This is a genomic window from Salinisphaera sp. T5B8 (genome assembly GCF_040361255.1).
GTDB lineage: Bacteria > Pseudomonadota > Gammaproteobacteria > Nevskiales > Salinisphaeraceae > Salinisphaera.
The window spans coordinates 158,451-182,816 of the sequence record NZ_APNG01000003.1 but is presented as its reverse complement, the minus strand read 5'-3'; the positions used below and the strand labels follow the sequence as shown (position 1 = coordinate 182,816).

The 24,366-nt window shown below is 63.2% G+C and carries 27 protein-coding genes; 11 read left to right on the top strand and 16 right to left on the bottom strand.

Going from position 1 to position 24,366, the window contains the following annotated elements:
- Positions 1-206: 206 nt before the first annotated feature.
- Positions 207-530: a hypothetical protein gene (locus tag T5B8_RS04080; RefSeq protein WP_353176468.1), complete on the bottom strand. Its 324-nt coding sequence runs from the start codon at positions 528-530 to the stop codon at positions 207-209.
- A 144-nt stretch (positions 531-674) separates the two neighbouring features.
- Here T5B8_RS04080 and T5B8_RS04075 point away from each other — a divergent pair, with 144 nt between their 5' ends.
- Positions 675-947 carry a DUF4235 domain-containing protein gene (locus T5B8_RS04075; protein WP_353176466.1) on the top strand — a complete coding sequence of 91 codons (273 nt, stop codon included), beginning with the start codon at positions 675-677 and terminating at the stop codon, positions 945-947.
- Positions 948-953: 6 nt separating this feature from the next.
- Here T5B8_RS04075 and T5B8_RS04070 read toward each other — a convergent pair whose 3' ends face one another.
- The 4 genes from T5B8_RS04070 to T5B8_RS04055 form a co-directional block, all read right to left on the bottom strand.
- Positions 954-1,646 carry a uracil-DNA glycosylase family protein gene (locus T5B8_RS04070; protein ID WP_353176464.1) on the bottom strand — a complete coding sequence of 231 codons (693 nt, stop codon included), beginning with the start codon at positions 1,644-1,646 and terminating at the stop codon, positions 954-956.
- A gap of 77 nt (positions 1,647-1,723) precedes the next feature.
- Positions 1,724-2,443 carry an SURF1 family protein gene (locus T5B8_RS04065; RefSeq protein ID WP_353176462.1) on the bottom strand — a complete coding sequence of 240 codons (720 nt, stop codon included), beginning with the start codon at positions 2,441-2,443 and terminating at the stop codon, positions 1,724-1,726.
- 400 nt (positions 2,444-2,843) lie between these two features.
- Positions 2,844-3,899 carry a 3-deoxy-7-phosphoheptulonate synthase gene (locus T5B8_RS04060; protein ID WP_353176460.1) on the bottom strand — a complete coding sequence of 352 codons (1,056 nt, stop codon included), beginning with the start codon at positions 3,897-3,899 and terminating at the stop codon, positions 2,844-2,846.
- Positions 3,874-4,008, bottom strand: a complete 135-nt coding sequence (locus tag T5B8_RS04055; RefSeq protein ID WP_353176458.1) for a hypothetical protein — start codon at positions 4,006-4,008, stop codon at positions 3,874-3,876. The genes T5B8_RS04060 and T5B8_RS04055 overlap by 26 nt, the downstream gene beginning before the upstream one ends.
- Positions 4,009-4,427: 419 nt before the next feature.
- Between T5B8_RS04055 and T5B8_RS04050 the strand changes: the two genes are divergently transcribed.
- Both T5B8_RS04050 and T5B8_RS04045 read left to right on the top strand, forming a co-directional pair.
- On the top strand, positions 4,428-4,769 hold the full coding sequence (locus T5B8_RS04050; RefSeq protein WP_353176456.1) for an MliC family protein: 342 nt from the start codon (positions 4,428-4,430) through the stop codon (positions 4,767-4,769).
- A gap of 126 nt (positions 4,770-4,895) precedes the next feature.
- Positions 4,896-6,173: an O-acetylhomoserine aminocarboxypropyltransferase/cysteine synthase family protein gene (locus T5B8_RS04045; RefSeq protein ID WP_353176454.1), complete on the top strand. Its 1,278-nt coding sequence runs from the start codon at positions 4,896-4,898 to the stop codon at positions 6,171-6,173.
- 45 nt (positions 6,174-6,218) lie between these two features.
- On the opposite strand, the gene T5B8_RS04040 is transcribed toward T5B8_RS04045, so the two are convergent.
- Positions 6,219-8,006, bottom strand: coding sequence for an EAL domain-containing protein (locus T5B8_RS04040; RefSeq protein ID WP_353176452.1), 1,788 nt, complete (start codon positions 8,004-8,006; stop codon positions 6,219-6,221).
- A 396-nt stretch (positions 8,007-8,402) separates the two neighbouring features.
- Between T5B8_RS04040 and T5B8_RS04035 the strand changes: the two genes are divergently transcribed.
- From T5B8_RS04035 to T5B8_RS04025, 3 genes are all read left to right on the top strand, one after another.
- A complete protein-coding gene (locus T5B8_RS04035) occupies positions 8,403-9,155 on the top strand; it encodes a Bax inhibitor-1/YccA family protein (RefSeq protein WP_353176450.1) in 753 nt (250 codons plus the stop codon).
- A 49-nt stretch (positions 9,156-9,204) separates the two neighbouring features.
- Entirely contained in the window at positions 9,205-9,675 is a 471-nt protein-coding gene (locus T5B8_RS04030) for a hypothetical protein (protein WP_353176448.1), read from the top strand.
- Between the two features lie 115 nt (positions 9,676-9,790).
- Complete coding sequence (locus T5B8_RS04025) at positions 9,791-11,446, top strand: rhomboid family intramembrane serine protease (protein WP_353176446.1); 1,656 nt, start codon at positions 9,791-9,793, stop codon at positions 11,444-11,446.
- 40 nt (positions 11,447-11,486) lie between these two features.
- Here the strand turns inward: T5B8_RS04025 and T5B8_RS04020 are convergent, their stop codons facing one another.
- From T5B8_RS04020 to T5B8_RS03985, 8 genes are all read right to left on the bottom strand, one after another.
- Positions 11,487-12,620, bottom strand: coding sequence for a glutathione S-transferase N-terminal domain-containing protein (locus T5B8_RS04020; protein WP_353176445.1), 1,134 nt, complete (start codon positions 12,618-12,620; stop codon positions 11,487-11,489).
- 100 nt (positions 12,621-12,720) lie between these two features.
- Positions 12,721-13,149, bottom strand: a complete 429-nt coding sequence (locus tag T5B8_RS04015) for a DUF2267 domain-containing protein (protein WP_353176443.1) — start codon at positions 13,147-13,149, stop codon at positions 12,721-12,723.
- A 156-nt stretch (positions 13,150-13,305) separates the two neighbouring features.
- Positions 13,306-13,608 carry an ACT domain-containing protein gene (locus tag T5B8_RS04010; protein ID WP_353176441.1) on the bottom strand — a complete coding sequence of 101 codons (303 nt, stop codon included), beginning with the start codon at positions 13,606-13,608 and terminating at the stop codon, positions 13,306-13,308.
- Between the two features lie 4 nt (positions 13,609-13,612).
- Complete coding sequence (gene ilvG, locus T5B8_RS04005; protein WP_353176439.1) at positions 13,613-15,337, bottom strand: acetolactate synthase 2 catalytic subunit; 1,725 nt, start codon at positions 15,335-15,337, stop codon at positions 13,613-13,615.
- Between the two features lie 263 nt (positions 15,338-15,600).
- Positions 15,601-16,404, bottom strand: coding sequence for a restriction endonuclease (locus tag T5B8_RS04000; protein WP_353176437.1), 804 nt, complete (start codon positions 16,402-16,404; stop codon positions 15,601-15,603).
- A 146-nt stretch (positions 16,405-16,550) separates the two neighbouring features.
- Positions 16,551-17,057, bottom strand: coding sequence for a lipocalin family protein (locus T5B8_RS03995; RefSeq protein WP_353176435.1), 507 nt, complete (start codon positions 17,055-17,057; stop codon positions 16,551-16,553).
- Positions 17,058-17,230: 173 nt separating this feature from the next.
- Positions 17,231-18,403: a hypothetical protein gene (locus tag T5B8_RS03990; RefSeq protein WP_353176433.1), complete on the bottom strand. Its 1,173-nt coding sequence runs from the start codon at positions 18,401-18,403 to the stop codon at positions 17,231-17,233.
- A gap of 143 nt (positions 18,404-18,546) precedes the next feature.
- A complete protein-coding gene (locus T5B8_RS03985; RefSeq protein ID WP_353176431.1) occupies positions 18,547-19,143 on the bottom strand; it encodes a DUF2585 family protein in 597 nt (198 codons plus the stop codon).
- A 357-nt stretch (positions 19,144-19,500) separates the two neighbouring features.
- Between T5B8_RS03985 and T5B8_RS03980 the strand changes: the two genes are divergently transcribed.
- Together T5B8_RS03980 and T5B8_RS03975 are read left to right on the top strand one after the other, a co-directional pair.
- The gene (locus tag T5B8_RS03980; protein ID WP_353176429.1) at positions 19,501-19,695 is read left to right on the top strand and encodes a DUF2795 domain-containing protein; all 195 of its coding nucleotides are present in this window, start codon (positions 19,501-19,503) and stop codon (positions 19,693-19,695) included.
- A 76-nt stretch (positions 19,696-19,771) separates the two neighbouring features.
- Complete coding sequence (locus T5B8_RS03975) at positions 19,772-20,527, top strand: glutathione S-transferase family protein (RefSeq protein ID WP_353176427.1); 756 nt, start codon at positions 19,772-19,774, stop codon at positions 20,525-20,527.
- 32 nt (positions 20,528-20,559) lie between these two features.
- Here the strand turns inward: T5B8_RS03975 and T5B8_RS03970 are convergent, their stop codons facing one another.
- A complete protein-coding gene (locus T5B8_RS03970) occupies positions 20,560-21,579 on the bottom strand; it encodes a cyclase family protein (protein ID WP_353176425.1) in 1,020 nt (339 codons plus the stop codon).
- Between the two features lie 191 nt (positions 21,580-21,770).
- Here T5B8_RS03970 and T5B8_RS03965 point away from each other — a divergent pair, with 191 nt between their 5' ends.
- The 3 genes from T5B8_RS03965 to catC are packed head-to-tail and all read left to right on the top strand — an operon-like array spanning position 21,771 to position 23,769.
- On the top strand, positions 21,771-23,108 hold the full coding sequence (locus T5B8_RS03965; RefSeq protein ID WP_353176423.1) for a short-chain fatty acid transporter: 1,338 nt from the start codon (positions 21,771-21,773) through the stop codon (positions 23,106-23,108).
- A gap of 13 nt (positions 23,109-23,121) precedes the next feature.
- Positions 23,122-23,418, top strand: a complete 297-nt coding sequence (locus T5B8_RS03960) for a YciI family protein (protein WP_353176421.1) — start codon at positions 23,122-23,124, stop codon at positions 23,416-23,418.
- A gap of 60 nt (positions 23,419-23,478) precedes the next feature.
- Positions 23,479-23,769, top strand: a complete 291-nt coding sequence (gene catC / locus T5B8_RS03955) for a muconolactone Delta-isomerase (protein ID WP_353176419.1) — start codon at positions 23,479-23,481, stop codon at positions 23,767-23,769.
- Between the two features lie 24 nt (positions 23,770-23,793).
- Here catC and T5B8_RS03950 read toward each other — a convergent pair whose 3' ends face one another.
- Positions 23,794-24,114 (bottom strand): hypothetical protein, encoded by a 321-nt coding sequence (locus T5B8_RS03950; RefSeq protein WP_353176418.1) that lies wholly within the window; start codon positions 24,112-24,114, stop codon positions 23,794-23,796.
- Between the last annotated feature and the right edge of the window lie 252 nt (positions 24,115-24,366).

Here is a 24,366-nt window from a genome sequence, read left to right as displayed (position 1 = left end):
ACTAACGTGTCCGAATACTATACGCCGGGAACAACAGCGCACAATTAAATTGCGCCGCAGTGTTTACCTTGCAACCCGCCGCCGCCAGCCGTGCCATGGGCGACTCGTTGTCCCGTTCACACCGACCTGGCACGACATCAATCCGTCTTATTACGCGATAGCCTCCCGGTGTGCCCGCCCGGAGTGCCTGGCTTGTGCCCTCGCGCCTAACCCCGCCCGCCAGCCGTGACGCCGGGCGCCGTACCGATGACCGTTGCCGCCGGTACGCCGGTCGCGGCCTGGCTGCTCGAATAGGACCAGGTGCCGGCCACGACGATGGCACAGGCCACGCCCAGACAGGCCAGCGATGCATTGCGCCCGAACCGGGTATAGCTGTTTCGCTCGTTGATCGCGCGCCAGGCAAAGACAGCACCCGCGACGATACACACGGCCAGCGGCAGCCACACCAACGGCGACGAACAGGCGCCGTAAACCAGTGCTCGCAGATAGTCGAGGTCGCCCGCGAGACGCGCCCACTGTGTTTCAGTCATAGCGTTGTCACCGGAAATTCACTTTACAGTTTCGCTATCGGCGGATCGGGCCGTGGCTTGAGCCGGTCCAGCGCGTACGCACCGTTGTGCGATACGATCGCGGCTGGGTTTTGAACACGCGGCGCACGCGCCGACGCAACGGGCATGAATCGAGAACGAACGTTATGGCTGGCGCTGGGCGCCGGTGCGGCGATTGGCGCTGGTATCCTCGCACGGCGTAGCGCGGCGTCAGCATGGCGCTATACGCTGGCCGAAGAGCCGCCCATCAATATCGAGGATCAGGACCCGGGCTGGCCGCGGATTCTTGCCTGGGCCGCCGTGAGCGGCTTTTGCGTGGCCTTTGCCCGGGTGGTCGGGCGCGGCGTGGCCAGCCGCGCCTGGCAGCGCAGCCTCGGACGCCGGCCACCCGGTTACTGAGCGCGATTACCCGCGCAGATTGCCCAAGCGCGCGTCGAGCTGGGTCAGGCGCTGGCGCAGCAAGTCCGGAAAACGCTTGTACCACGTGGCATTCAACGGTGAGGGATGCGGCAAGGGCCGGATATCGAATACGGCCCGCTCGCCCTCGTCGGTCGTCAGCTCGATATCGATCGCGGATTCGAAACGATCCTCGCGTGCCCAGAACGCCTCGATACGCGCGCGTTCGTCTTTCGGCTGATCGATACCGAACCATAAAAACGCCTCGCGGCCGAGAGTAATCAACGAACGGCCCTGCCAGGCATTGATCAACAACGCGCGCATGGTCGGCGCAAAGCTACGCTTGACCTTCATCGACCAGGCTTTGTTGCCGATGGGCTTGTAGGGCACGGTGTTGATCCAGAAAAAATCCTCGCCAAGCGCGCGCGACGTTTCGAAATCCGGCAACTCGTCGCCATGCAGATGCCGATAAATCGTCTTGCGCACGAGCTGCCCACCGGCGCCGATGAACGGCTCGCCGTACTTGATTTCGTCGGTGCCGGGATCGCGGCCGAAAAAACCGATCCGCGTATCGGGTGCGCCGAGGCCGATCACCGGTTCGAGCGGATCTTTTTCGAAACGCGCATACACCGCGCGATCGATGCCGTCGACCTGGCTGGCCAGATCGCGCAGCGTGCGGTGTTGTTCTCGGCTCAAGGGCATGCCCGGACCTCGCTAGCAAAAAGGCCGACGCAGCCTATAGCGCTGCCCGGTTCGCGGCAACACGCAGTGGGCGTGCGTCAACGCCGGCGCAGATTCACCACCACCAGGATCACGCCCGCCACCAGGGCCATGAGAAACCACTGCGAAGCATAGGCATAGTGGCCGAACGGGCGTAGACCCACGGTATCGGTTTCTTCCGACCAGTCGCGCACAAAGCCGCCGGGCGCGCTGGCATCGAGCAGCAGCACCCCGTCCAGCAGGGCCGGGTCGTACTGACAACGCAGCGCCTCGATCGTGGGATAGCTCAGCACCCGCGGCCAGCCCTGGCCTTCACAAGCCGATGTCCTACCCCAATCGAGCGCTGGCGCAGGCAGCGGTTGCCAGATGCCGCGGATCTGCACGCGCGCCGCAGGCACGGCCGGATCGGGCAGGCCCGAATCGCTGCGCGCAATCCAGCCGCGATCGACCAGCACCCGCTTGCCGTCGTTCAGACGCAGCGCTGTCCATACGTGATACCCCACCTGCGAAGCATGGGTCTGATCGGCCAGCAGGATCTGTCGATCGGCATCGTAAACGCCGGCCGCGTCATAGGTGCGCCCGTAGACAAGCGCCTGATCCTGACCGGTGATCGCCACCGGTGCTGCTGCCTGCGCGGCCTGCTGGGCTTCGAGCAGGCGCTGCTTGTAATGCGCCCGCTCGATCTGCCAGACACCCAGCGCACAGAATATCGTCGCGCCCAGCGCGAACAACAACACGCCCCACCAGGGCGGCGAAAACCGATACGGGCCGATATCCATAGCAGCACAGTCTTTGATTGCAGCGGGCATCGCCCAGCCGGCGCTTTAGGCACCGCCGATACGCGCATCGAATCACACCGAGTATAAAGGCCCGCGACTTGGGCCACGCCAACGGCTAAAGCCGTGCGTGATAGCGGCCGTTAATCACGGCAAGGCCCGCACGACGCGTCGCCTTATCCACACGCCTCAGCCGAGGCAGGAAGGCCATCATGGCGTCTGGTAAGAAATCTGCTCCATCTCGCCCGGTACGCGGGCCTCAAGGTTCGCGCCGTGCAGCGCCGACCAGTGCAGCGCCCAAAGCCGAACCGCGTAACTGGTCGGTCCGGCTGCTCGATCTCGACTATTCCTGAACGGCGCGCCCGAGGCGGCTTGTACGCCGCCAGCCCCGGGCCGTTGGCGCTCACCCCGCGGCGAGTCGGCGCAACAACGCTTCGGTTGGTACCCAGCCCAGACAGGCATCGGTAACCGACACGCCATAGGCCAGCTCGGAGCCAAGCGCCTGTTTGCCGGTTTCCAGATGGCTTTCCAGCATGATCCCGGCGATGGCGCGCGTATCCACGCGCCGCTGGGCGAGCACCTGCTCGGCGACCTCGGGCTGGCGTAGCGCATCCTTGCCGCTATTGGCATGGCTGCAATCGACGATCAGACGCCGGTCGATACCGGCCCGTGCCAGCGCGTCGGCCGCGGCGGCTACGCTGTCGGCGTCGTAGTTGGGGCCACGCCGGCCACCACGCAGGATCAGGTGCGTATCCGGATTGCCGGCGGTCGCGACGAGCGCAGATTCGCCGGCGTCGCTCATGCCGAAATGGCTGTGCGCACGCGCGGCGGCCTGGATGGCATCCAGCGCGGCGCCGAGTTCGCCATCGGTGCCGTTCTTGAAGCCCACCGGCATGTCCAGACCGCTGACCAGTTCGCGATGGGTCTGGGATTCGGTGGTACGCGCACCAATTGCAGCCCAGCTGAGCGTGTCTTCGAGATAAGCCGCCGCCGCCGGACTGAGCACTTCCGTGGCAATCGGCAGACCCAGTTCGGCCAGCTCGATGAGCAGACGGCGCGAGATTCGCAGACCGGCTTCCAGATCGTTGCTTTCGTCGAGATGCGGGTCGTGCAGCAGCCCTTTCCAGCCGACGGTGGTGCGCGGCTTTTCGACATAGGCGCGCATGACGATGAGCAATCGGTCGCCCAGTTCATCGGCCAGCGCGGCCAGACGCCGGCCGTAGTCGAGCGCGGCCTGCGGATCGTGCAGTGAACAGGGGCCGGTAATCACCAGCAGGCGGTCGTCTTCGCCGCGCAGCACGGCGCGGATGGCCGCGCGCTGGCGCTCGATCTGCGCGGCCAGTTGGGCCGATACCGGCAAGGCCTTGCGCAACGCAGCCGGTGTGCTCAGACGAAAGGCCCGGCGCGCGGGCGAGACGGTGTCGAGATCGTGATTAACGCTGGCGAGACGGGCGGTCATGGGTCGTTCCTTGCAGTTCATGCGCGTTTGTGGCGCGCGAAGACATCAATACGTGGTCGGCGGTGTCGCCGTCGATAAACCAGTGGCGGTCGCGGTCGTCGTAATACATGGCGTGTTCCTGTGTGCTGCTGAATTCGTGGCGGTATGCCAGAACGAAAAAACCCCCGGTTGGGAGGCCAACCGGGGGTTTGAAAACTCTTCGGCAGGCGTCCCGTATGCCGGGCGCCTGTCCGGGTGGATCAGACGCCGTGGCGGCTAAACCAATACCCGTAGAAATAAATCGAGGCCACGCGCGCCTGTGCGCCGTGTCGCATCGTTATGCTGTTGTCGTGTGTTAACGGCATGGATGGAACGCCTCGTAGATTTCGCCAAGAAGCCTACGCCCTTGCGCGATCAAGCTCAAGCACCTGTTGCACAGGCCGATACGCTATAAAGGGCCCGCGCTCGTAAAGCACGGCACCGCTGGCGTGGCGGTCGGATTGTTCCTGGCGCACGCCAATACGTTACGTCTTGGATTCGGAGTCATGCATGGCCCGTCGTTCGATTGTGTTGTCGCTCGTTGCGGGCATCCTGCTCGCCGCCGGCTGTGCCCACGGCCCGGAGGAACACACCGCCCGTTATCAATGCGATAGCGACCGGCCGCTGACCATCACGTATCGGGGCCCGGATATCGCCGTTGTGCAAATGGGCCCGCGCCTGATCGAAATGCAAAGCGCACCGAGCCCGATCGGCCAACGTTATACAGGCACCGAGCTGCAACTGCTTTTGCGCATCGAAGACGAACAACGCCTGGCCACCGTATTCACCCGGGGCAATGACGGCGGGCCAGGCAATATCGTCGAACAATGCCGCGAGACCGAGCGCGACTGACTGACGCCCCGGCGGTGGGCGCGCCCTGCCTCGCCCAATCGGTCGTCCACAATACAAGCGCACAGACGCGGGGCGTATCTCTATACTCGGGGGCCGTATTCAGCCATGCCTGTCCGAGACGCGATCATGAAACCGGAAACTATTGCCCTGCATACCGGCTATACGCCGGATGAACAGCACGCGGTGGCCGTGCCGATTCACCAGACCACCTCCTTTGCCTTCGACAACGCCCAACACGCGGCGGATCTGTTCGATCTCAAGGAAGTCGGCAATATCTACAGCCGTATTACCAACCCGACCTGCGGGGTGCTCGAACAACGCGTCGCCGCCCTGGAAGGCGGTATCGGCGCGCTGGCGATGGCCTCCGGCATGGCCGCGATTACCGCGGCGATTCAGACCATTGCCGAGGCCGGTGACAACATCGTGTCGATCAGCGAGCTGTATGGCGGCACCTACAACCTGTTTGCGCATACGCTGCCGCGCCAGGGCATTTCGGTACGCTTTGCCGACAAGGACGATCTCGATGCGATGGCCGAGCTCATCGACGAGCGCACCAAGGCCGTCTATTGCGAATCCATCGGCAACCCCTCGGGCAATATCGCCGATATCGCCCGGCTGGCCGAAATCGCCCATGCCCACGGCGTGCCGCTGATGGTCGACAACACCGTCTGCTCGCCCATGCTGCTGCGCCCGATCGAGCACGGCGCGGATATCGTGGTGCATTCGGCGACGAAGTATATCGGCGGCCATGGCACCACCCTCGGCGGCCTGATCGTGGATTCCGGGCGTTTTCCCTGGCTCGATCATGCCCAGCGTTTTTCGCTGCTCACCGAGCCGGACGTGTCGTATCACGGCATCAATTACGCCAAGGACGCCGGCGAGGCCGCCTTCATCACGCGTGCGCGCGTAGTGCCGCTGCGCAACATGGGCGGCGCGATGAGCGCCTTCAATGCCTGGCTGTTCCTGCAGGGGCTGGAAACCCTGGCCCTGCGCATGGAACGCGTGTGTTTCAACACGCAACGCATCGCCGAATACCTGGAAGCCCACGAACGCGTGGCCTGGGTCAGCTATGCGGGGCTTGCCAGCCACCGCGATCATCATCTGGCCGAGCGCTATATGAACGGCCAGGCGTCGGGCATTCTCAGCTTCGGTATCGACGGCGGTTTTGAGGCCGGGGTCGCGTTCTACGATGCGCTCAAGCTATTCATCCGACTAGTCAATATCGGCGACGCGAAAAGCTGTGCCGCCATGCCGGCTGCCACCACCCACAGCCAACTCAACGAAGCCGAGCTGGAAAGCGCCGGCGTGACCGCCGATATGGTGCGGCTGTCGGTCGGCATCGAACACATCGACGACCTGATTGCCGATCTGGAACAGGCCCTGGCCGCAGCCCCTGCGGGCTAGCTAATAGCGCAGCCCGGTGACGATGCCCCGGGCTGCGCAGTCTGCTTACAGCAGGCTCGCGGGACTGACCGTGTTGCCACTGCGCTTGGCCTCTTCCTTGAGCCGCGTGATCAGACCCATGAGCGCACACTCGTGGCGTTGGCCGCTTTGCCCGGCCAGCTGCACCAGCGCACAGCTGGCCGAAAGCAGGGCAAAACGCGCGCGCTGGCCGCGCCGGTCGTGACCGACGATATAACCCGCCTGGCGGTGTTTTTCGTCGTACAAGGACTCGGCATCGCGTCGAAACGAGGCCACCACCGACAGCGCCGCCTCGAAGCCGGCCGCAAACGATACGTTCTGCAGGCCGCCGAAGAAATCGTCGCCGCCAATATGTGCGACCAGGCCCCCGAAGCCGCCAAAGACCTTGGATAGCCGCTCGGCAAACATGCGCAGGGCGCGGTCGCCCATGCGAAAACCGTAGGCATCGTTGAAGGTCTTGAAATTGTCGAGATCGAAATACATCAGCGTGAGCGCGTTGGCATCCGGCAGATGTGTGCCGATGAAGCGTTCGATCGAGGGGTTGCCCGGCAGGCCCGTGAGCGGGTTCTGATCGCGCGCGAGCTCCAGATTGCGTTCCTGAACCGCCAGCACCAACGCCTCGGCACTGAGCACACCGCGATAGCGTCCGTCTTCGGTGATAATCACGCCGTCGCGGCTCGGACTGACTGCATACTGTTCCAGTATCGTGTCGATCGGCGTGTTGATATCGGCCACCGGACAACGGCGCACGAACAGATCCAGATGGTCGTCGATCTTCTTGCGTGACAGCAGATCCCGGCCATAGGGCGAATAGATATATTCCTTGAGTTCGGTCTCCCGGATCACGCCAATGGGATGCCGATTGTCGTCCAGAAACGGGAAGAACGAGCGCTGCGGGTTGACCCGGAACGATTCGAAGATGTCTTCCATGCGCATATCGACATCGATCGCCGGCGCGCCGTCCAACTGATCACCGACGAACCGGGATTCGAGTTGCTCGCGACGGCGATCGTTGCCGCGTATGCGGCCAACGACTTCATACACCGGCACCAGCTGGTCGACACGGGTCGTGGGGCGTTGAATCAGATAGCCCTGCACCAGATCGCAGCCGATCTCGCGACAGGTATAGAACTCGGCCTCGGTTTCCACGCCTTCGGCGACCACCCGTATGCCCAGCGTCCGCGCCAGGCTCACCACATGCGAAAGAAACACTTTCTTCTTGCGGTTGCTGCCGATGTCGGCGACGAAGTAGCGATCGATCTTCACGTATTCCGGATGGGTGTCGTACAACAACGCCAGTCCGGAAAAACCGGTACCGAAATCGTCGAGCGCCACCTGGACCGTCGAGTCTCGAAAGAACTGCAATATGTCGCGGGACGCACGACCACGATCCAGATGCTTGCGCTCCGAAACTTCCAGCACCATCGAAGACGCACGCAGGCCGTATTGCTCGAGCAGTTGCATGGTTGATACGGCACGAAAGCCCGGCAGGCCGAACAACCGGTTATCGAGATTGAAGAACAAACGCAGCGCTCGGTGATGCGATATGCGGCAGAATTTCTCTACCGCGAGCTGCTTTAGCAGGGCATCGGTTTCGACCAGCAAATCATTTGCATGGGCGTAATCGAACACACGGTCGATGGTGCTGAACCCGGCATCGCCGTAGCCACGCATGAGCGCTTCCACACCGTAGCAGCGGCCACTGTTGAGACTGACGATCGGCTGAAACGCATAGTCGATATGGCGCGCGATCACACCCAGAAAATCAGCCTTGTCGTCGTGCTCGCGCACGGTGTGGTGTACTGCCTGTTGCATGTCTGCTCCCGCTCATCGCCAGATCGGGTGCCGCCTGGCAACACCCGTACAGCCGCTGTCTGATCTATCGACAACGACCGGCGACCGTTGACAGCAAAAACGCAGGTGTCACGAAAATTTCACGCGCCCGCGTCAGAGCATCAATCCGCCGAAAAACATGCCGCGCCAACAATTTGCACGCCACTCTAATCGTGGGCAACCGATCGCGGACGCGCGCACGTCGAACGATTATCATTTTCGCTGGCAAACCGCTGCCTGTCTGGCTGTGTTCAACGCCATGCCCGATCGTGGCGGCATCGTGCTTCGCGCTCATGCTGGCCCGTTTTGTTTTTCTCGTTCAAACCCGGGCGCACATGAAAAGGCCATGCCTACGCCTGGCCACCGATGGAATCACCTATGGCTTCCGGCAATCCGGCACTGACTAGCAAAACCTTCGAGCGCCTGCCCGCGACCGACGGCGCGCGCATGACCCTCAACGGCACGGTGCACAAAACCGCGCTGTTGTTGCTGCTGACCGTGGCCAGCGCCTTCATGAGCTGGCGCGCCGGCTACGGCATGCTCCCGCCCGATTACGACGCCGCGGCCAGCTTCGGACCGTGGATTATCGGCGCGTCCATCGCCGGTCTGGTGATCGCACTGGCGATCGTATTCCGAAAACAGTGGGCACCTTTTCTGGCGCCGGTCTATGCCATCGTCGAAGGCGTGGCCATTGGCTTCATATCGATGCTGCTGGAAATGCAATTCCCGGGCATCGCACTGCAGGCGGCCACGCTCACGTTCGGCACGCTCGCCGCCCTGCTCATGGCCTATCGCAGCGGCTTAATCCGGGCGACGGAGAATTTCAAACTGGGCGTGACCGCGGCGACCGGCGGCATTCTGGTGGTCTACCTGCTCGATCTGGGCATGCGCTTTTTCGGCATGTCGATCGGCTTCATCCACGAAAACGGCTGGATGGGCATCGGCTTCAGCCTGTTCGTCGTGGCCATCGCCGCGCTCAATCTGGTACTCGATTTCGACTTCATCGAAACCGGCGTCGAACGCGGCGCGCCAGCCTATATGGAATGGTATGGCGCCTTTGGTTTGCTGGTGACCCTGATCTGGCTGTACCTGGAAATTCTGCGCCTGCTGGCCAAGGCGCGCAGCCGTTAGCACACGGCCCGACGACGACGATTCATTCATCAGCCCCGGGAAAGACGCCATGAACGCTGAGGATGCCGAACAACACCGGCCCGCCACTCTGAGCGAAGCACAGCGCCAGCGTTTTCCGCTGGTCACCGACAAACCGGAGACGGATGACGCCCAGACCTATACCGTATTCAGTTATCTCGTGAGCGCGATCGGCCTGCTCACCTTGCTGGTCGGCGGGTATTTCCTGCTGTTCGGGCCCGAATACGTACGCTACAACGTCGTTACCGGCATGACGTTCAAACAAATACTCCAGGCCTACCCGGGCCCGATCGCCTCGCTCGGGGCGGTAGCCGTGGCGATCGGTCAGGCGATTGGCAATGCCGGCGAAAAACACCGCGTGGCCGCTGTAGAAGCGGTTGTGACCACAGCGCTCGAACGCGAACAGATCACACCGGAGGACTTCGGCGACGAATACCGGCTGAGCATGCGCAAACGACAGGACGATCGCCTCGAGCTGGACCTGGTGGACGTTACGCAATAGCGTTTTGAAAGCGCGCCCTTCAAGTCCGGCGTGCGCGCGGCCGATGGCCCCAGAGCAGCTCGGGGCCTGACATCGGCTCGCGGCAGGACACATTCAAAATAGAACCGGCCTATCGATGACGATCGACGTCCACGACGAAGCACGGGCCGCCGATGCACCGTTCGCCGATTATCTGGCCGCCCAGTTCGTGGCCCGCAAGAGTTTTTCGGCACAACTGAGCGTGCCCGAACTCGAGCCGGCCCGCGCGGCCTGCGACTATCTGCTGATCCGCCACGATGGCCTGCAATTCAGCGCGGTATGTATCGTCGACTGTGAACGCGACCCAGCACGCACCTTCGGTTTGTCGGCCGAGCGCACGCGCGAAATCATCGGCGCCTGTCGCCATTACGCGGGCCGTATCGGCATGGCGAAAATGCCGGTGCACCTGCATGTGATCGAGGTGCGCGGCCAGCCGATCGATGCACAAACGCGCGCCCGGCTGAAACCCTATAAACGGCGCTCGCCGTTGTCCAAAAGCGTGGTCACCGCCTGGGCGCTGGATAGCAGCAACGCCACGGTCTGGACCAATGCACCGATCGCCATGCGCTGGGGCCAGGGCCGCTGGTTCCAACGCCTGCTCGCCGGCCCGCGCACGCAGGTCACCGCCGATGACAACGGCCGACGTCTGGTCCGGGTCGCGCCGGGCCGGCCCTGGGCGAGCTTTGCCATCGCGCTGTTGCTGGTCGCGATGTACGGCGCCCAGATCGCGTTTGCCGTGAGTCCCCAGGCCAGCTTTTTCGGCTTCGATACCCAGAGCCTGTTCGCGCTCGGCGGGCTCAATCCGGTGGCCGTGTTCGAACAGGGGCAATGGTATCGGCTGATCAGCGCAATCCTGCTGCACGACGGTGTGTTGCACCTGCTGTTCAACCTGTTCGCGCTGTTGCTGGCCGGCTTTGCGGCCGAACGATTAATGGGCTCGGCCTGGTTCGCCGCCACCTTCGTGCTCGGCGGCGCGGCCGGTGCGGCACTGTCACTGTGGCTGGGGCCGCCCGGCATGGTGGCCGTCGGCGCTTCCGGGGCGATCATGGCGTTACTCGCGGCCGGCTTGATCTGCAGTTTCCGTCTGGTGGATAACGCCCAGCGCCTGCAGATTCAGATGCAGTTGATGTTCATGCTCATCCCGTCGCTGATCCCCGGCGCCAACCAGCATGATATTGGCGGCGCGACCGATTATGCCGCTCATTTCGGTGGCGCGATCGCCGGCGCCCTGATCGGGTTGGGCCTGCGCCGGAACTGGCGGCGCCACGCGTCGACGCCGGCCGGGCAACGCGTCGCCGCGGCGATTGCGGGGCTGGGTATCGTCCTGGCGGGTTGGTCGCTGATCGCGGTCGCCCATAACTACCCGCGTTATGCCGATATGCCCGAATATATTCCCCGCGATCGCGTAACCGGCGCGTGGTCGGCGCTTTCGAAGGACCAGGCCATCGAGCTGGCACAAGACTATCCCGACGATCCGCGCGGCCATTACGCGCTCGGGCGTATTCTGTTTGCCGATAAGCGTTATGGTGCGGCCGAACCGGCCTTTCGTGATGCCCTGGCGGCCTATCGGGCCCATCCGGACGATTTCGTGGACAGCTTCGCCGACCAGACGCGCCTTTTGCTCGCACTGAGTCTGCTGCTGCAAGGCCAGTCCGTCCCGGCCCGCCATGAGGCCGCGCCGCTATGCGATCGCGTCGATAGCGGCAAGATTCACGACGCACTGATGTCCGCTGAGTTGTGCACGCCGGATTGAACCGTCACTGACCTGTCTGACGGGCCGTGCGACGCCCAGGCTAATCGAAGCGCCAGACCTCGATGTTGTTTTCGCGGGCCACCCGATAATCACGCCCGCTGGGCACGGCACGCGCCAGGCCCAGGCGTTCGAGCTGGGTGCCGACCCGCGCTGCGGCTTCGTCGTTGACGATGGCCATCGTATCGGCCGCGCGCTGTAGCACATACAACAGATACGGCTCGGCCCCGACTTCGATCGGCACGCCGCGATACTGGGTATTCACGGTGCCCAGTTGACGGCGGTGGGGCTTGTCGGCGACCGGCCGGCCGTCGGCCGGGCGCTGTTCGGCGATCCAGCGATCGAAAAAATCCAGCTTGTCGTCGAGTTCGGGGAAGATATCCTCGGCGACATGGCGTAAAAACGGCTCCAGCGAAGGCGGGATCGTATCGTCGGCCACGAAAGCCGACGCCTGTTCGGGGTATTCGACGGTATCCAGGCCGGGCGCATTCATGCGCTCCACCCAGCGAAACACCCGCGGTGCGCGTTGCTTCATGATCGCCGCCGGCACCGGATCACGGCCGAGATGGGCGAACAACGGGGCAATCAGGCCGTAATCGGCGATCGACGGCCGGCCTCCCAGCAGATACGGCATGACCGCGAAATGCGCTTCGAGCGTATCCAGCAGGGTTTCGTAGGAGCGCTCGATCAAGGGCGCGGTTTGCTCGGTCACACCGAGCGCGGGCAGATAGGAATGCATCCGTCCCATGACCTTCTCGGCCACGGCCTCACCCGAACCGGTGACGAACGCATGCCAGAGAAAATCGCGCTGTTCGGGCAGATACGACCAGCGGTAATGCATGGCGTGCTTGCGCATCGCCTGGCAACCGAAATACTCGATAATCACCGCTACCACATGCTGCAGCGGTGTGCTCGGATAGACCGGGCGAACGTCACCACGACGCTCGAAGTAATCGATGATATCGATCGTATCCTGAATGATTTCGCCGTCGGGCGTTTCCAATACCGGAATGATCGCCCGCCCGAGCGCCGGCGCAATACGCGCGACGAAATCCGGGTGCGAGGTCGGGCGTTCGACATAGGCGATGCCCTGATTGCGCAAATAACAGCGCGCCTTGCCCGTATAGAGCGAATGCGGCGCGCCGTAGAGCACGTACGGTGTGGCTTGGCTGAACATCGACCCCTCGCTTGTCAACGAACCGACGCTACTTTGCCACAGTCGAACGCGCTTTTATCCGGCCAGCGTTCGACGCTGACCCTGTGCAGCCGTTTCGCGGCTAGATCGACACCGCCGAGCGCACGTCGTCCGGCAGGGAATCGGCCACCTTGGCGACAATGCCGGCATCAAGCTCGTCTTCGAGCACGCCCAGCACCGCACGCGATGCGCGTTCGAGCTGTGCGCCGTCGAGATTGTCGCCTGCGGCAGCCACGGCCGCATGCCAGTCCTCGGCGCGGCGATACGTGGTCGGCGTGTCGGCCGGCACATAGCCGTCGTAATAGACGCCGCGCACGAGCAGCGGCAGCTGGGCACCGAGATTCGCGGCGACATCGATCGGCAGGCGATCACGCAGCGTGGTCAGCACCGATCTGAGCGCCTGAAACGCGAACTGCTTATCGTCGGTGTCCATATCGGCCATGATCGCGCCCAACCAGCGGTTGGTTTGCTGTACGGACGTGTCGATCACTGCCAGTCCCAATTCCGGCATACATCCTCCATTATCGAAGCGAAAACGCCACGCGGGCTGTCGCCCACGCGACTCGAAACCCTGAAAGCGCCGCCGCTATAAATCAATCCGCATTCCAACGTAGTTCAGATCATCCCGGTCGACGGCATGGCCCAGGCCGGGTGGCGTCGCCCGCTGTCACACCGCAGATTGCGCCGGCATCACCGCCGACAATCGATCATTGGAGGCCGTCGATGCCCCGGGCAACAGACACACCGACTGCACGCCGTGGAGCTTGTCCAGCTGCGCACGCAACATGTCCGGACAACGGCTGCCGGAACACGACAGCCGGATGCGCAGCCGTCCCTTGTCGTGTTCGGCCGTGAAACGCTCGACCGAGAACCCGCGTTTACGCACCACCTGCAGTATCCGCTCCAGGGCTGCTGTTTCCGGCTTAATGCAGCAGGTCATTGTATGTAAAGGTTTATCGTTCATGGACATCGAACTAGGCTCCGGCTGTGGCAATGGGGGTCACGTGGTCATGTCGGCCCGCGGGCGGGGCGTCGATCATGTCGATATTGGCGCTGCCGGCACGCACCATCGGCCAGACGTTGCCTGCCCGAGCCACCGCGACATGCAGCAAACAGGGTCCGGTATGGGCAAACAGGCGATCGATGGCTGCCGGCATATCCGCGGCACGACAGATCGACTCGGCCGCGATACCGAAAGCCCGGGCCAGCATCACGAAATCCGGGTTGTCGTCGAGGTCGATCTGACTTTCGCGGTTGTCGTAAAACAGTTCCTGCTGCTGGCGCACCATGCCCAGACAGGCGTTGTCGAGCACCACGATCTTTACCGGCAGACCATAGCGACCGACGGTGGCCAGCTCCTGCAGGTTCATCAAAAACGAGCCATCACCGGCGACGTTGACCACCGGTCGTTGCGGATGGGCGAACTGGGCGCCGATCGCAGCCGGCAAGCCGTAGCCCATGGTGCCGAGACCGCCACTGCTCAAATGACAGCGCGGTGCGCAAAAGTCGAAATATTGCGCCACCCACATCTGATGCTGGCCCACATCGCAGGCCACGGTCGTACCCGGCGGCGCCTGATCCGATAGCGCGCGAACAAAGGCCGGGCCGCTGATTGCATGACCCGCCTGTGGGGGCACGGCAAAGCCATGCAGCGCCCGCCATTGCCGGCACTGCCGGCGCCAGGCATCGATGGCCAGCGGCGCCGTACGCAGCGCCTGCGTGAGTGCGGGCAGAACGGCGTTCAGATCCCCCTGCACGACCGCGCTGGCACACCGCAACTTGTTGAATTCGGCCGCATCGATATCGATATGCAACAGCCGTGCGTTCGGGGCGAAGCCGCCCAGACGCCCGGTGGCACGATCATCAAGCCGGGCACCGACGACCACCAGCAGATCGCAGTCATGCACGGCGAGATTGGCCGCCCGCGAACCGTGCATGCCCAACATGCCCAGATGATCAGGACAATCGCGGCCCGGATTGCCGATGCCGTTGAGCGTATTCACATGCGGCATGGCTGCAACGGCGGCGAACTCGCGAAAGGCGGCTTCTGCATTGGCCTTGCTCACGCCGCCGCCGCTGTACAGCAGGGGTCGTTGCGCCGAGCGCAGCAGTGCGAGCGCGCTGTCGATCGCGGGCTCCGCCGTTGCCCATGACCGGTATTCGGCGGCGCTGATCGAGGCCGCACGATAGTCGGCGTCGACTTCGGCTAGTTGCACATCCTTGGGGATATCGATCCAGACGGGCCCGGGCCGGCCCGACGCGGCCAATGCAAAGGCCTCGTCGAGCGTTGCTGCCAGCGTGCTGGCGTCGGTCACCAGATAACTGTGCTTGACGATATCCAGCGTCATGCCCAACACATCGACTTCCTGGAAGGCATCGGTACCCATCAGTGCCGAGGGCGTCTGGCCGGTGATCACCACCAGCGGCACCGAGTCGCGATGGGCATTGGCGACACCGGTAATCAGATTGGTGGCCCCCGGCCCCGAGGTTGCAATACACACACCCACGCGCCCGCTGGCGCGGGCATAGCCGTCGGCGGCCAGCGCACAGGCCTGCTCGTGGCGGCATAGCACATGCCGAATCCGGTCATCGTCGACCAGCGCATCGTAGAGCGGCATGATGCACCCGCCCGGGTAGCCGAACACGGTATCGATCCCGTGGCCCGTGAGTATCTGCAAAATCTGTTGTGCTGCGTTCACCTGAAAATCGCCCTGGTCAAAGACAAAAAAAAGCCCCCGGAACCTTGCGGTGCCGGGGGCCTGCGTCGCGATCGGAATGTGCTGTCTAGATCATCCTGTCGCCCACGCCAGCGCCCCCGGCGGTTACGAGTACCACCAGGGTGAGCGCTACGACTACGTGGGCGAATGCGAATGTCATCGAATGCCTACAGCACAATCCGAATAATCAGAAGGCGCAAAAGTAGCCGCGCGTTTTTCTGCTGTCAATGTGCGCATGCAAAGGCTCAGCCCGTGGAAGCCGTGGGATCGCCCCCGTCAACGCCGGTATCCACCGGGTCGTCCCGGCGTTTTTCCAGGGGCGGCATGGCTGCCGGGTCGGCGAACAGCAGCAGCCGGTCGATATCCAGCGCATGAATCGAATGCGCCCGGCAGAAGGCATGGACAGCCGGCCTCAGGCGACTGGCCGTCGCCAGAATAGCCTTCTGGCCCTTGCGGGTATCCACGAGGTCGACCAGTTCACGCACGATGGCAACATCCACAGACGCGTCGCTACCGTGTCGACATTGAACCAGCAGCACCTTGTTGCGCTCGCGCAGCACCAGATCGATGCCGGCGCGTTCGTGCTCGGGCGTGAATTCGACCTCGAAGCCCTTGCGCCGAAAAGACGCCGCGATGAGTTGTTCGAACTCGCGCGCCCCAAGTTGGGCAATGTTCGGCTCGCTGACCGCGGCGGGCGTGGCCGTGTAGATGTCGGGCGATTTCGGCGTCTGGACCTTCGAGCGCGGCGCGGATACATAGGGCGTTGGACGCTGGCGGCGCGATCGATGCCGTCGCCGGCGCCGTCTTCGATGTCGCCACCGCCGTCTTAGGGGCACCACGACCGCCGTTATCCAGCACCCGATCAGCCATAGCCAGGCCAGTGCAACGAACAGCTCGCCATGCGCGGGGCGCCCCAGCGCATCCGGATACGCTTCGTACAAGCCCGCCAGGCCGCCCAGGCCATAGCCAATGAAAACGAAGCCGGCCAGCCCGGCAAGTAGCCAGGCCAACCAGGGCCGAACCGCGAGTGCGGCGAGCGCGCGGCGCACGCGCCGCCTCATTCTGGACCTGCGTCGACGCGCCATATCGCCCCCCAGCTCGCGCATCCTCCCCCTGTCGCGACTCTAGACCGGGGTACAGCCACGCCGCAACAGGTAAAAAACGCGCGCTTACGCCATCAGGCGTCGGCGTCGCGCTAGCGCTTTTGCTGGGGTACGACGCGCAGATGGGACGGGTTGTAGCCGATGCGTGCGACGCGTTCGACCAGGCGATTGTAGTCGTCGGCTTCGATCGTCGGCTCACTGGACATGATCCACACGAAATCCAGGCGTTCGCGGGCGACAATGGTATGCCGATAATCGGCCGACACGTAGGCGATGACGAACTGCATCTTGATCGGCCAGATGAACTGCATGGCCCACACCGCATTGCCGGTACCGGGCACGACATAGCCGGTCGGGCGCATGCGTTTTTGCCGGGCGTTGAAGCCGCCTTTTCGAAAGGTGAAGGTCACATCGACCCGGTCGTCACCCGCTCGCCGATAGCGCTCGACGGCGTTGTGCGCGGTCCGGGTAATCGACGGCGGTTTATGCGCGATCACGTACCAGTCGCGCATATAACGGTCGAGATCGACCTGCTTCGCGCGGGGAAAATCCGTACGCGGCAGGATGCTGTTAACGCCCAGCCCAAACGATCGATTCATGAACGAGATCACGGGTGGCTCCCGGTGGTGCCGTCGACGGCGTGATCGCCCGCGGGACGAACACGGGCGTCGCACCGCGGTTGCGCAGCGCGCTGGCGGCCTGAATGAAGGCTGCCTACTGTCGGGCGTCGGCCGTGCCACCGCAATCCGTTGAATTGCCCACGTGCGTGGCGTTAGCGCTTGTCGGACGACTGCGCTTTATCCTGTTCGGCGGGCGTTGGCTGGGCTTTCACACAGTCGGCGATGGCCTCGAAATCGAAGCTGCGATCGAAGCGATTGGCACAGAACTGCCAGCGCGCGCTGGCCAGGTCGCCACTCTGGCGGGCGAAGTCTTCCAGCGCGGCATATTGTTCGGCCATCTGGCGCTCGAATTTTTCCAGCGTCCAGTTGCTGTGCGGGCGGGCCTTGGCGTTGCCGCTGTGGTCGTTATCGCTGTCGTCATGGGTAAAGCGCTCGGCGTAGCCGTCGAAGGTGGCGCGCAGCGAGTCGCTGAGTTGCTGGGCCTTGAGCTTCAGGCGCGTAAGCGTATCGCCATTGTGATCGGCCGCGTAGCGCGTGCTCAACGGGCAATCGGCGCGCAATTGCGGCACTTCGCCCTGCTTGAGCAGGGCCATGCGGTCTTCAATGAGTTGCGATTTTTGTGCATCGCCTGCGCGGGTGCTGGCAGGAAACGCATCGCCGGCCAGAAAATCGATCCGTTCGCGGGTCTTGGCCGCCCAGACCGCGTCTTCGTAGCCGCAGCCGAAATGGGTCAGATAACCGCGCACATAACCAGCATCGATCCCGTCGTTGAGCGCGGCAAAGGCCAGATCGCGATAGGCAGCCTCGTAACTTTTGCCCTGCTGGATCTGGGCCATCGCCACGGCCGCGGCCAGCCCGGCGTTGTCGGTCACCGCGTCCGGGTCCTCGCGATAGGCGTGCAGAATGACTTTCTGGGCCGCCGGGGTCTGATGCAAGGCCAGAGCTGGCGACATCCGCGCGTCCCCGTCATAGAGCAGCGTCACATAGCGTTCGGTCTGAGCGTCGTCCAGGGTCTTGAAACTGGCACAGCCCGAACGCTCGGGCCCCGCCAGCACATCTGCAACCCAGCGCCGTGTCGCTTGCGGATCGGACTTCGCCTGCAAGGCGCGTACCCGTGCGATCAGCGCATCGCCGCCCGGGCAACGCAGTTGGCTGTCATCGGCCGCGATGGTTGTATCGGTTTCGCTCACCTCGGGGGCCGCGGCCGCCGAGCCTTCGTCATCGTCGCTACCGCAGGCTGAGAGCAGGCCGACACAAGCCACGACAAGGGCGACACGGGCCAGGAAACTCGGGGGTCTGAAAAAACGCGGGGTGGCATTCGTCATGGCAGCAAACTCGCGCGGTCTGGCGGCATATGAGCGCTCATCATCGCATGCTCAGGACGGGCTGCCAGCACACTGGCCTCTGGGCAGGCATCTGCGCCTTTATGCGCGCCCGGCGTTGGCGTGACGCACTATCAGGAACGCGCCTAGCCGCCCGCCTGCCACTGGTTGATCGCCTCGATGGGGTAGATCAACTGAATGATATTCAGGGTGAGATTGTCGCGAATCGCATACAGCAGTACGCATTCCATGATCACCACCAGCGCCAGCGATAGGCGCAACGGCGCGAACCGGGCAATGACCAGTCCGAGCGCCATCGACAACGTATCGCCCACGGAGTTGACCACGCTGTCGCCGAAATAGCCGGCCGCGAGCGCGGTCTGGCGATAGCGATCCATGATGAACGGCGTGTTCTCGACGACTTCCCAGACGGCTTCGATGCCGAAGGCGATCAGCACGATGCCCCGAAACGGCGTGCCGGCCAACAGCAGCATGAGCAATGCGTAGAACAACAACCCGTGTTCCACGTGGGTGAAGCTGTACCAGTCGGTCAGATGCTGCGATGTCTGCGAACCCGAGACCGCGCCGTGCCAGAGCGCGACATGGCCGCATTCGCAGATCAACGGATGGCCCATGGCGAGCAGTGTGACCGCCTGAGCGGCCACGATCGCCACCAGGAGCGCCGAACATAGCCGCACACCCGGCCAGTGCATGGTTTCACCTCGAACAAAGATCGCGCGCATGCTACTTCCTGCAGCCGTGACGAATCGTAGCCCCCGAACAGCTGATTTTGCCGGGGCGTTTCAAGCGCCATCAAAAGCAATACGGGCAACCGTTCGTTGTGCTTTTCGATGGCTTGTCGCCCGCCGGGCGAGGCTCGCTTATTGAACGCCGGTCATTGTGCGCGAATACGCGATGCGGCGCCGCGCTTATACGCCACGGGGGCACACCCTGCGCAGTATTACGGACTGACCCCGCTGCGCAAGTCTGTTTGGCTAACGGCCTTGGCCATGTTGATGCATCCCTACTGGGGTGCTCAGGCCACAAGCAATTCGTCCCGGATAACGGCGCACGCTCCGTCCCGCAACAAGGAAATGGTCATGAGCAACGACCCGATTGATCTCGCTAGCTATCTCGAAGACGCCAACTTTCCGGCCACCGGCGGCGAACTGGCCGGCGTGGCTGCCGGTAACGGCGCACCGGCCGATCTGCTCGAACAGTTGCGCGCTTTCGAAGGCGATCATTTCGATAACGCCAACGCGGTCGTCGAAGCGTTGGGCCAGCAAAAATCCTGATGGGTACGACGGTCCGGGCCGGTTTCAACGCGCGCCTGAACACGCGCGGCACTCATGTCATAACGCGGGGCCGGCCATGAAGATCGACCTGTACGCACACCGGCTGTCGCAACCCAGCCGCGCGGTGGAAATCCTGCTGCGCGAACTGGCGATTCCGTATACCTGGCATGCGGTGGATTTCGCCAACGGCGAAACACGGCAAGCCTGGTTCGCTCGGCACATCAACGCCTTCGAAACCATCCCCGCGCTGGTAGTCGAGGCCGATGACGCGGCGCCCGAGACCGCGCCCTCGCGGCTGGCTGAAAGCCAGGCGATCATGCGCTATCTCTGTCGTATCGCGCCCGATCGCGAAGCCAGCGCGCACTGGTATGCCACCGATGATGCCCTGCGCTGCGCGCGCACCGATACCTGGCTGGCCTGGCACCACAACAACGTGCGTGCCTTCGACATGTTCCACGACATCATGAACCTGCATTTGACTCTGCCCATGCTCAAGTACGAGCTGCAGGCGAACAAGCTCAAGCCCTTACAGGACGGCCTGCGGGGCGGCCTGGCCCAGCTCGAACGCCAGCTCGCCGGCCAGACCGGGCCCACGCCTACGCTATGCGGGCATGATCACCCGGATCTGGCCGATCTCGCCATCGCCTGCGAGCTCTACCAGATCGCCGCCGTGGGCTATCGGTTCACCGGTTTCGCGCATGTTGCACGCTGGCTCGACACCATGGCCGAACGCCCGCATTTTCGCGATGTGTCGCGTGAGATTCTCGATCAGGGCCGCACCATTCGCGAGCACAGCGGCGACTATCTGGATCTCGCCAGCGCATTCGCCTAGCCCGCCGGCCGGATCGGTTCTGCGCTGATCGATCAGACCGTGGCAATCGGGGTCACGGGCGAACCGATCGCGCCGGGTAAACGCAGCGGCGGCGCGGTCAACAGAAACCGAGAGCGATCGTTGGCATGCAGCCAGTCCGCCAGCGCCTGCAGATACCAGAGCTCAGCCAGGGGCAGGCCGAGCTTGAACAGGCAATGATGATGCAGCGGCATCTTTGCATGCACATGCGGGCCCAGCGGATCGTCGAGGTTCTCGACCGCATAGTTATCCGCGGCCAGGGTGGCGATCTGGCTGTCGGTGATCCACTGGCATAGACGCGTGTCATGGCCATCGAGCACGGCGCCCGTATTTCGCAGCACGTCGATATCGGGCTCGCCCTGCATGGCCACGATCGCTTCGGCGAAGCCGGTACGCAGCACGAGCATGTCGCCGGCCTCGATCGTGACCTTCTGGGCCTCGATCGCCTGCATGAGTTCGTCGTAGCCGATCACGCAGCGCTCGCGCCCGAACACGCGAACCAGGTCGATCAGCACACCGCGCCCCTGCATGCCGTGCGCGGCGAAGTTGTCGATACCCAGGCGCCGGGCATAGCTGCCGTGCCAGGCATCATCGGCCGTATGGGAACACACATCGGTGTCGGCGCGATGGGCGTTGTAATAACGCATCTCCGCCTCGCCGTCGTCGTCGGCATCGAACAGCGCGCCCACATGGGCCAGCGAATCCCATTGCGAGGAGTACTGCAGCGATAGCCGGACTTCGTCGTCGCTGACCACGTCGCACAAACGCGGATCGTTATTGGCCAGGGCGAAATTGATATAGCGGTCATCACCCAGGCAGGTCGGCGCCAGGCGCGGCGGGAATCGTCGCGGGTTGAGGGCATTCGAGCCGGGTAGATCGAGCGGCAACGACAGGCAGAAGGTACGCCCGGCGCGTACTTCGGCCACGCCTTTCAATACCTGCTTTTCATTCAAAAGGTTGACCCGGCCAAGCTGGTCGTCGGCGCCGTAGTCGCCCCAGTTGGCCCCAACCGGGCGTTTTTTGAACTCGGGCATATCCGGCTCCTGCAAGCGACAAACGAGGCCGGCGATTGAAACACGCGAAACCGACCTCTTCTCTACGACCAAAGTCGTATTCCAAGGCTTGACCACATCTGGAAGGTTAGCCAACCGTCTCGGATGCGAACGATCGTTCGCCCAGCGAACAAATACGCGTCCCGTGTTCCGCTCGACCTTGAGTGATGTGAATGAACCAGATAGCCAATTTCTTCACCCGGCTGGTCAACCGCTACCTGCCCGACCCGCTCGTGATCGCCATCCTGCTGACCGCGCTGACGCTCGTACTCGCGGTCGCCATCGAGGGCGCCAATCCGGTCCAGGCACTCAACGACTGGGGCGATGGCTTCTGGGATCTGCTGGCCTTCAGCATGCAGATGACGGTGATCCTGCTCGCCGGCTATATCCTGGCCAAGACACCGCTCGTCGACAGCGTGCTCGGGCGTATTGCCGCCAGCGTGTCGACACCATTCATGGCCATTGTCGTGGCCACCCTGGTCGGCGGTATCGGCAGCTGGCTGAACTGGGGGTTCGGCCTGGTCATCGGCAGTCTGGTCGCCCAGAAACTGGCAATGAACGTGCGCGGGCTGCATTACCCGCTGGTCATTTCTGCGGCCTACTCGGGTTTCGCCCTGTACGGCATCGGCCTGTCGGGCACGGTGCCGTTGCTACTGGCCACGCCGGGTCATTTTCTCGAGGACCAGATCGGCATCGTCTCGCTGGGCGACACCATCTTCTCGCCGTTCGTACTGGGGGCAACGATCGCCGTGCTCGTGACCCTGCCGTTCTTCAACGCCTGGATGCACCCCAAGCGCGATGAAGACATCATCGAGATCAAGATGGATGACGGCGCGGCCGGCGACACCCCCGACCAGGGCCTGCCCACGCCGAAGAACACGGTCGCCGAACGGCTCAACGACAGCCCGGCGATCGGTATCGGCATCGGCCTGCTGGGGCTGATCTATGTCCTGCTGCATTTCTACGACGGCGGCTCGCTGAACCTGAACATCCTCAATTTCGCCTTCGTCTTTTTAGGCATTCTGCTGTTCGCCTCGCCCCAGAAATACCTGGGCGCGCTCAATGACGGCGTGCGCATCGTCGCCGGGATCATCGTTCAGTACCCGTTCTATGCCGGTATCATGGCCATCCTGACCGGGTCGGGTCTGGTCACCTCATTCGCCCAGGCATTCGTGGGTATTTCGACCGCCGAAACGCTGCCGATCTGGTCGTTCATCAGTGGCGGCATCGTCAACCTGCTGGCCCCGTCCGGCGGCGGCCAGTGGGCCGTGCAGGGCCCGGTGATGGTCGAGGCCGCCAAATCGCTGGGCGCCTCCCAACCGGCGACCGCGCTGGCGGTGCAGATCGGCGACCAGTGGACGAACATGGTCCAGCCGTTCTGGCTGTTGCCGGTACTCGCGATCTCGGGGCTCAAGCTACGCGACGTCATGGGCTATATGGTGCTCGTGCTGTTCTATCTGGGTTTCATCTTCGGCACCACCGTGTTGTTGTGGGGCTTTATCTCTGCCTGAGGAGCGATGACCCATGCCTTATATGATCGAAACCTTCGATAAACCGAACCACCACGATCTGCGTCTGGCCGTACGCGACGAGCATCTGGTTTATCTGGACGCCAACATGCATCTGCTGATTGCCTGCGGCGCCAAGCTCGACGACGCTGGCGACCACGCCAGCGGCGGGCTGTATCTGGTGGCACTGGAAACACGCGATGAAGCCCGCGCCTTCATCGAAGCCGACCCGTTCTACAAGGCCGAGCTGTTCGAACGCGTCGAGATCACCCGCTGGCGCCAGGCCTATCTCGACGGACGGAACACGCTTTAGGGCCTGTCGTCACGAGATAGGCCCTAACCACTCACCTCCTCATTTCGACAAAGAGACAACATGCTTTTTCATGTCCATATGCGCGTCGCCCTGCCGGGCGATATGCCCGCCGAGACCGCGGCCGAACTCAAGGCCCGGGAAAAGGCCCTGGCCCAGGCGTTGCAGCAAAGCGGCCACTGGCGTCATCTGTGGCGTATTGCCGGCGCCTACGAAAACATCAGCATCTTCGATGTGGCCGACAACAGCGAGCTTCACGAACTGCTTACCCAGCTGCCGCTGTTTCCCTATATGCAGATCGATATACGGCCATTGTGCCGCCATCCTTCCTCGATCCACGACGGCGATCGTTAATCCTGCGCGAAGGCGCGCGCGTGCTCAGATCACGCCGTGCCAGGACAGGCTGACCAACACCCCGAGCCCCATGACCGCCAGTACGGTATTGGCGATATACAGCGCGCGTGCCCGGCCGTGAAAGGCCGAATAGGCACAGAGAATGACCAGCAGCGTGAAACCATAGGCCGTGAGCATGGACATGAACACGTCCACGCCGCCCGAGCCTTCGAACCGGTTTTGGGGCCCGCCCGATTGCGCAATACCAAGCAGCAGGGCCGGCGCAGCCGCGGCCGGCAATGCCAGCAAAAAATAGCCAAGAATGGCCATCGGGCCGGGGCGCTTGCTGGCAGCTGTGTCGTTCATTGGGGCGTTGTCAAAAAAAACGGCGCAAAAAAGTTACCACAGCCCGGCATGTATCGAGGTTACGTATAAGTGCCTTCTTGATGATGTAAAAAATTCGGCATGCTGCGCGAACCCCAGGCCGAGTGGCGTCCCGGTGTCGTATCTTTCGCCTTGTTTGCCTGTCTTCGCGTTCATGGGCGGCCAGCATGCTCGCTTGTGCGCAGCCCGCCGCGTTTCATACATCATCAATAGCGCCTTCGCCTGGCACAGCGC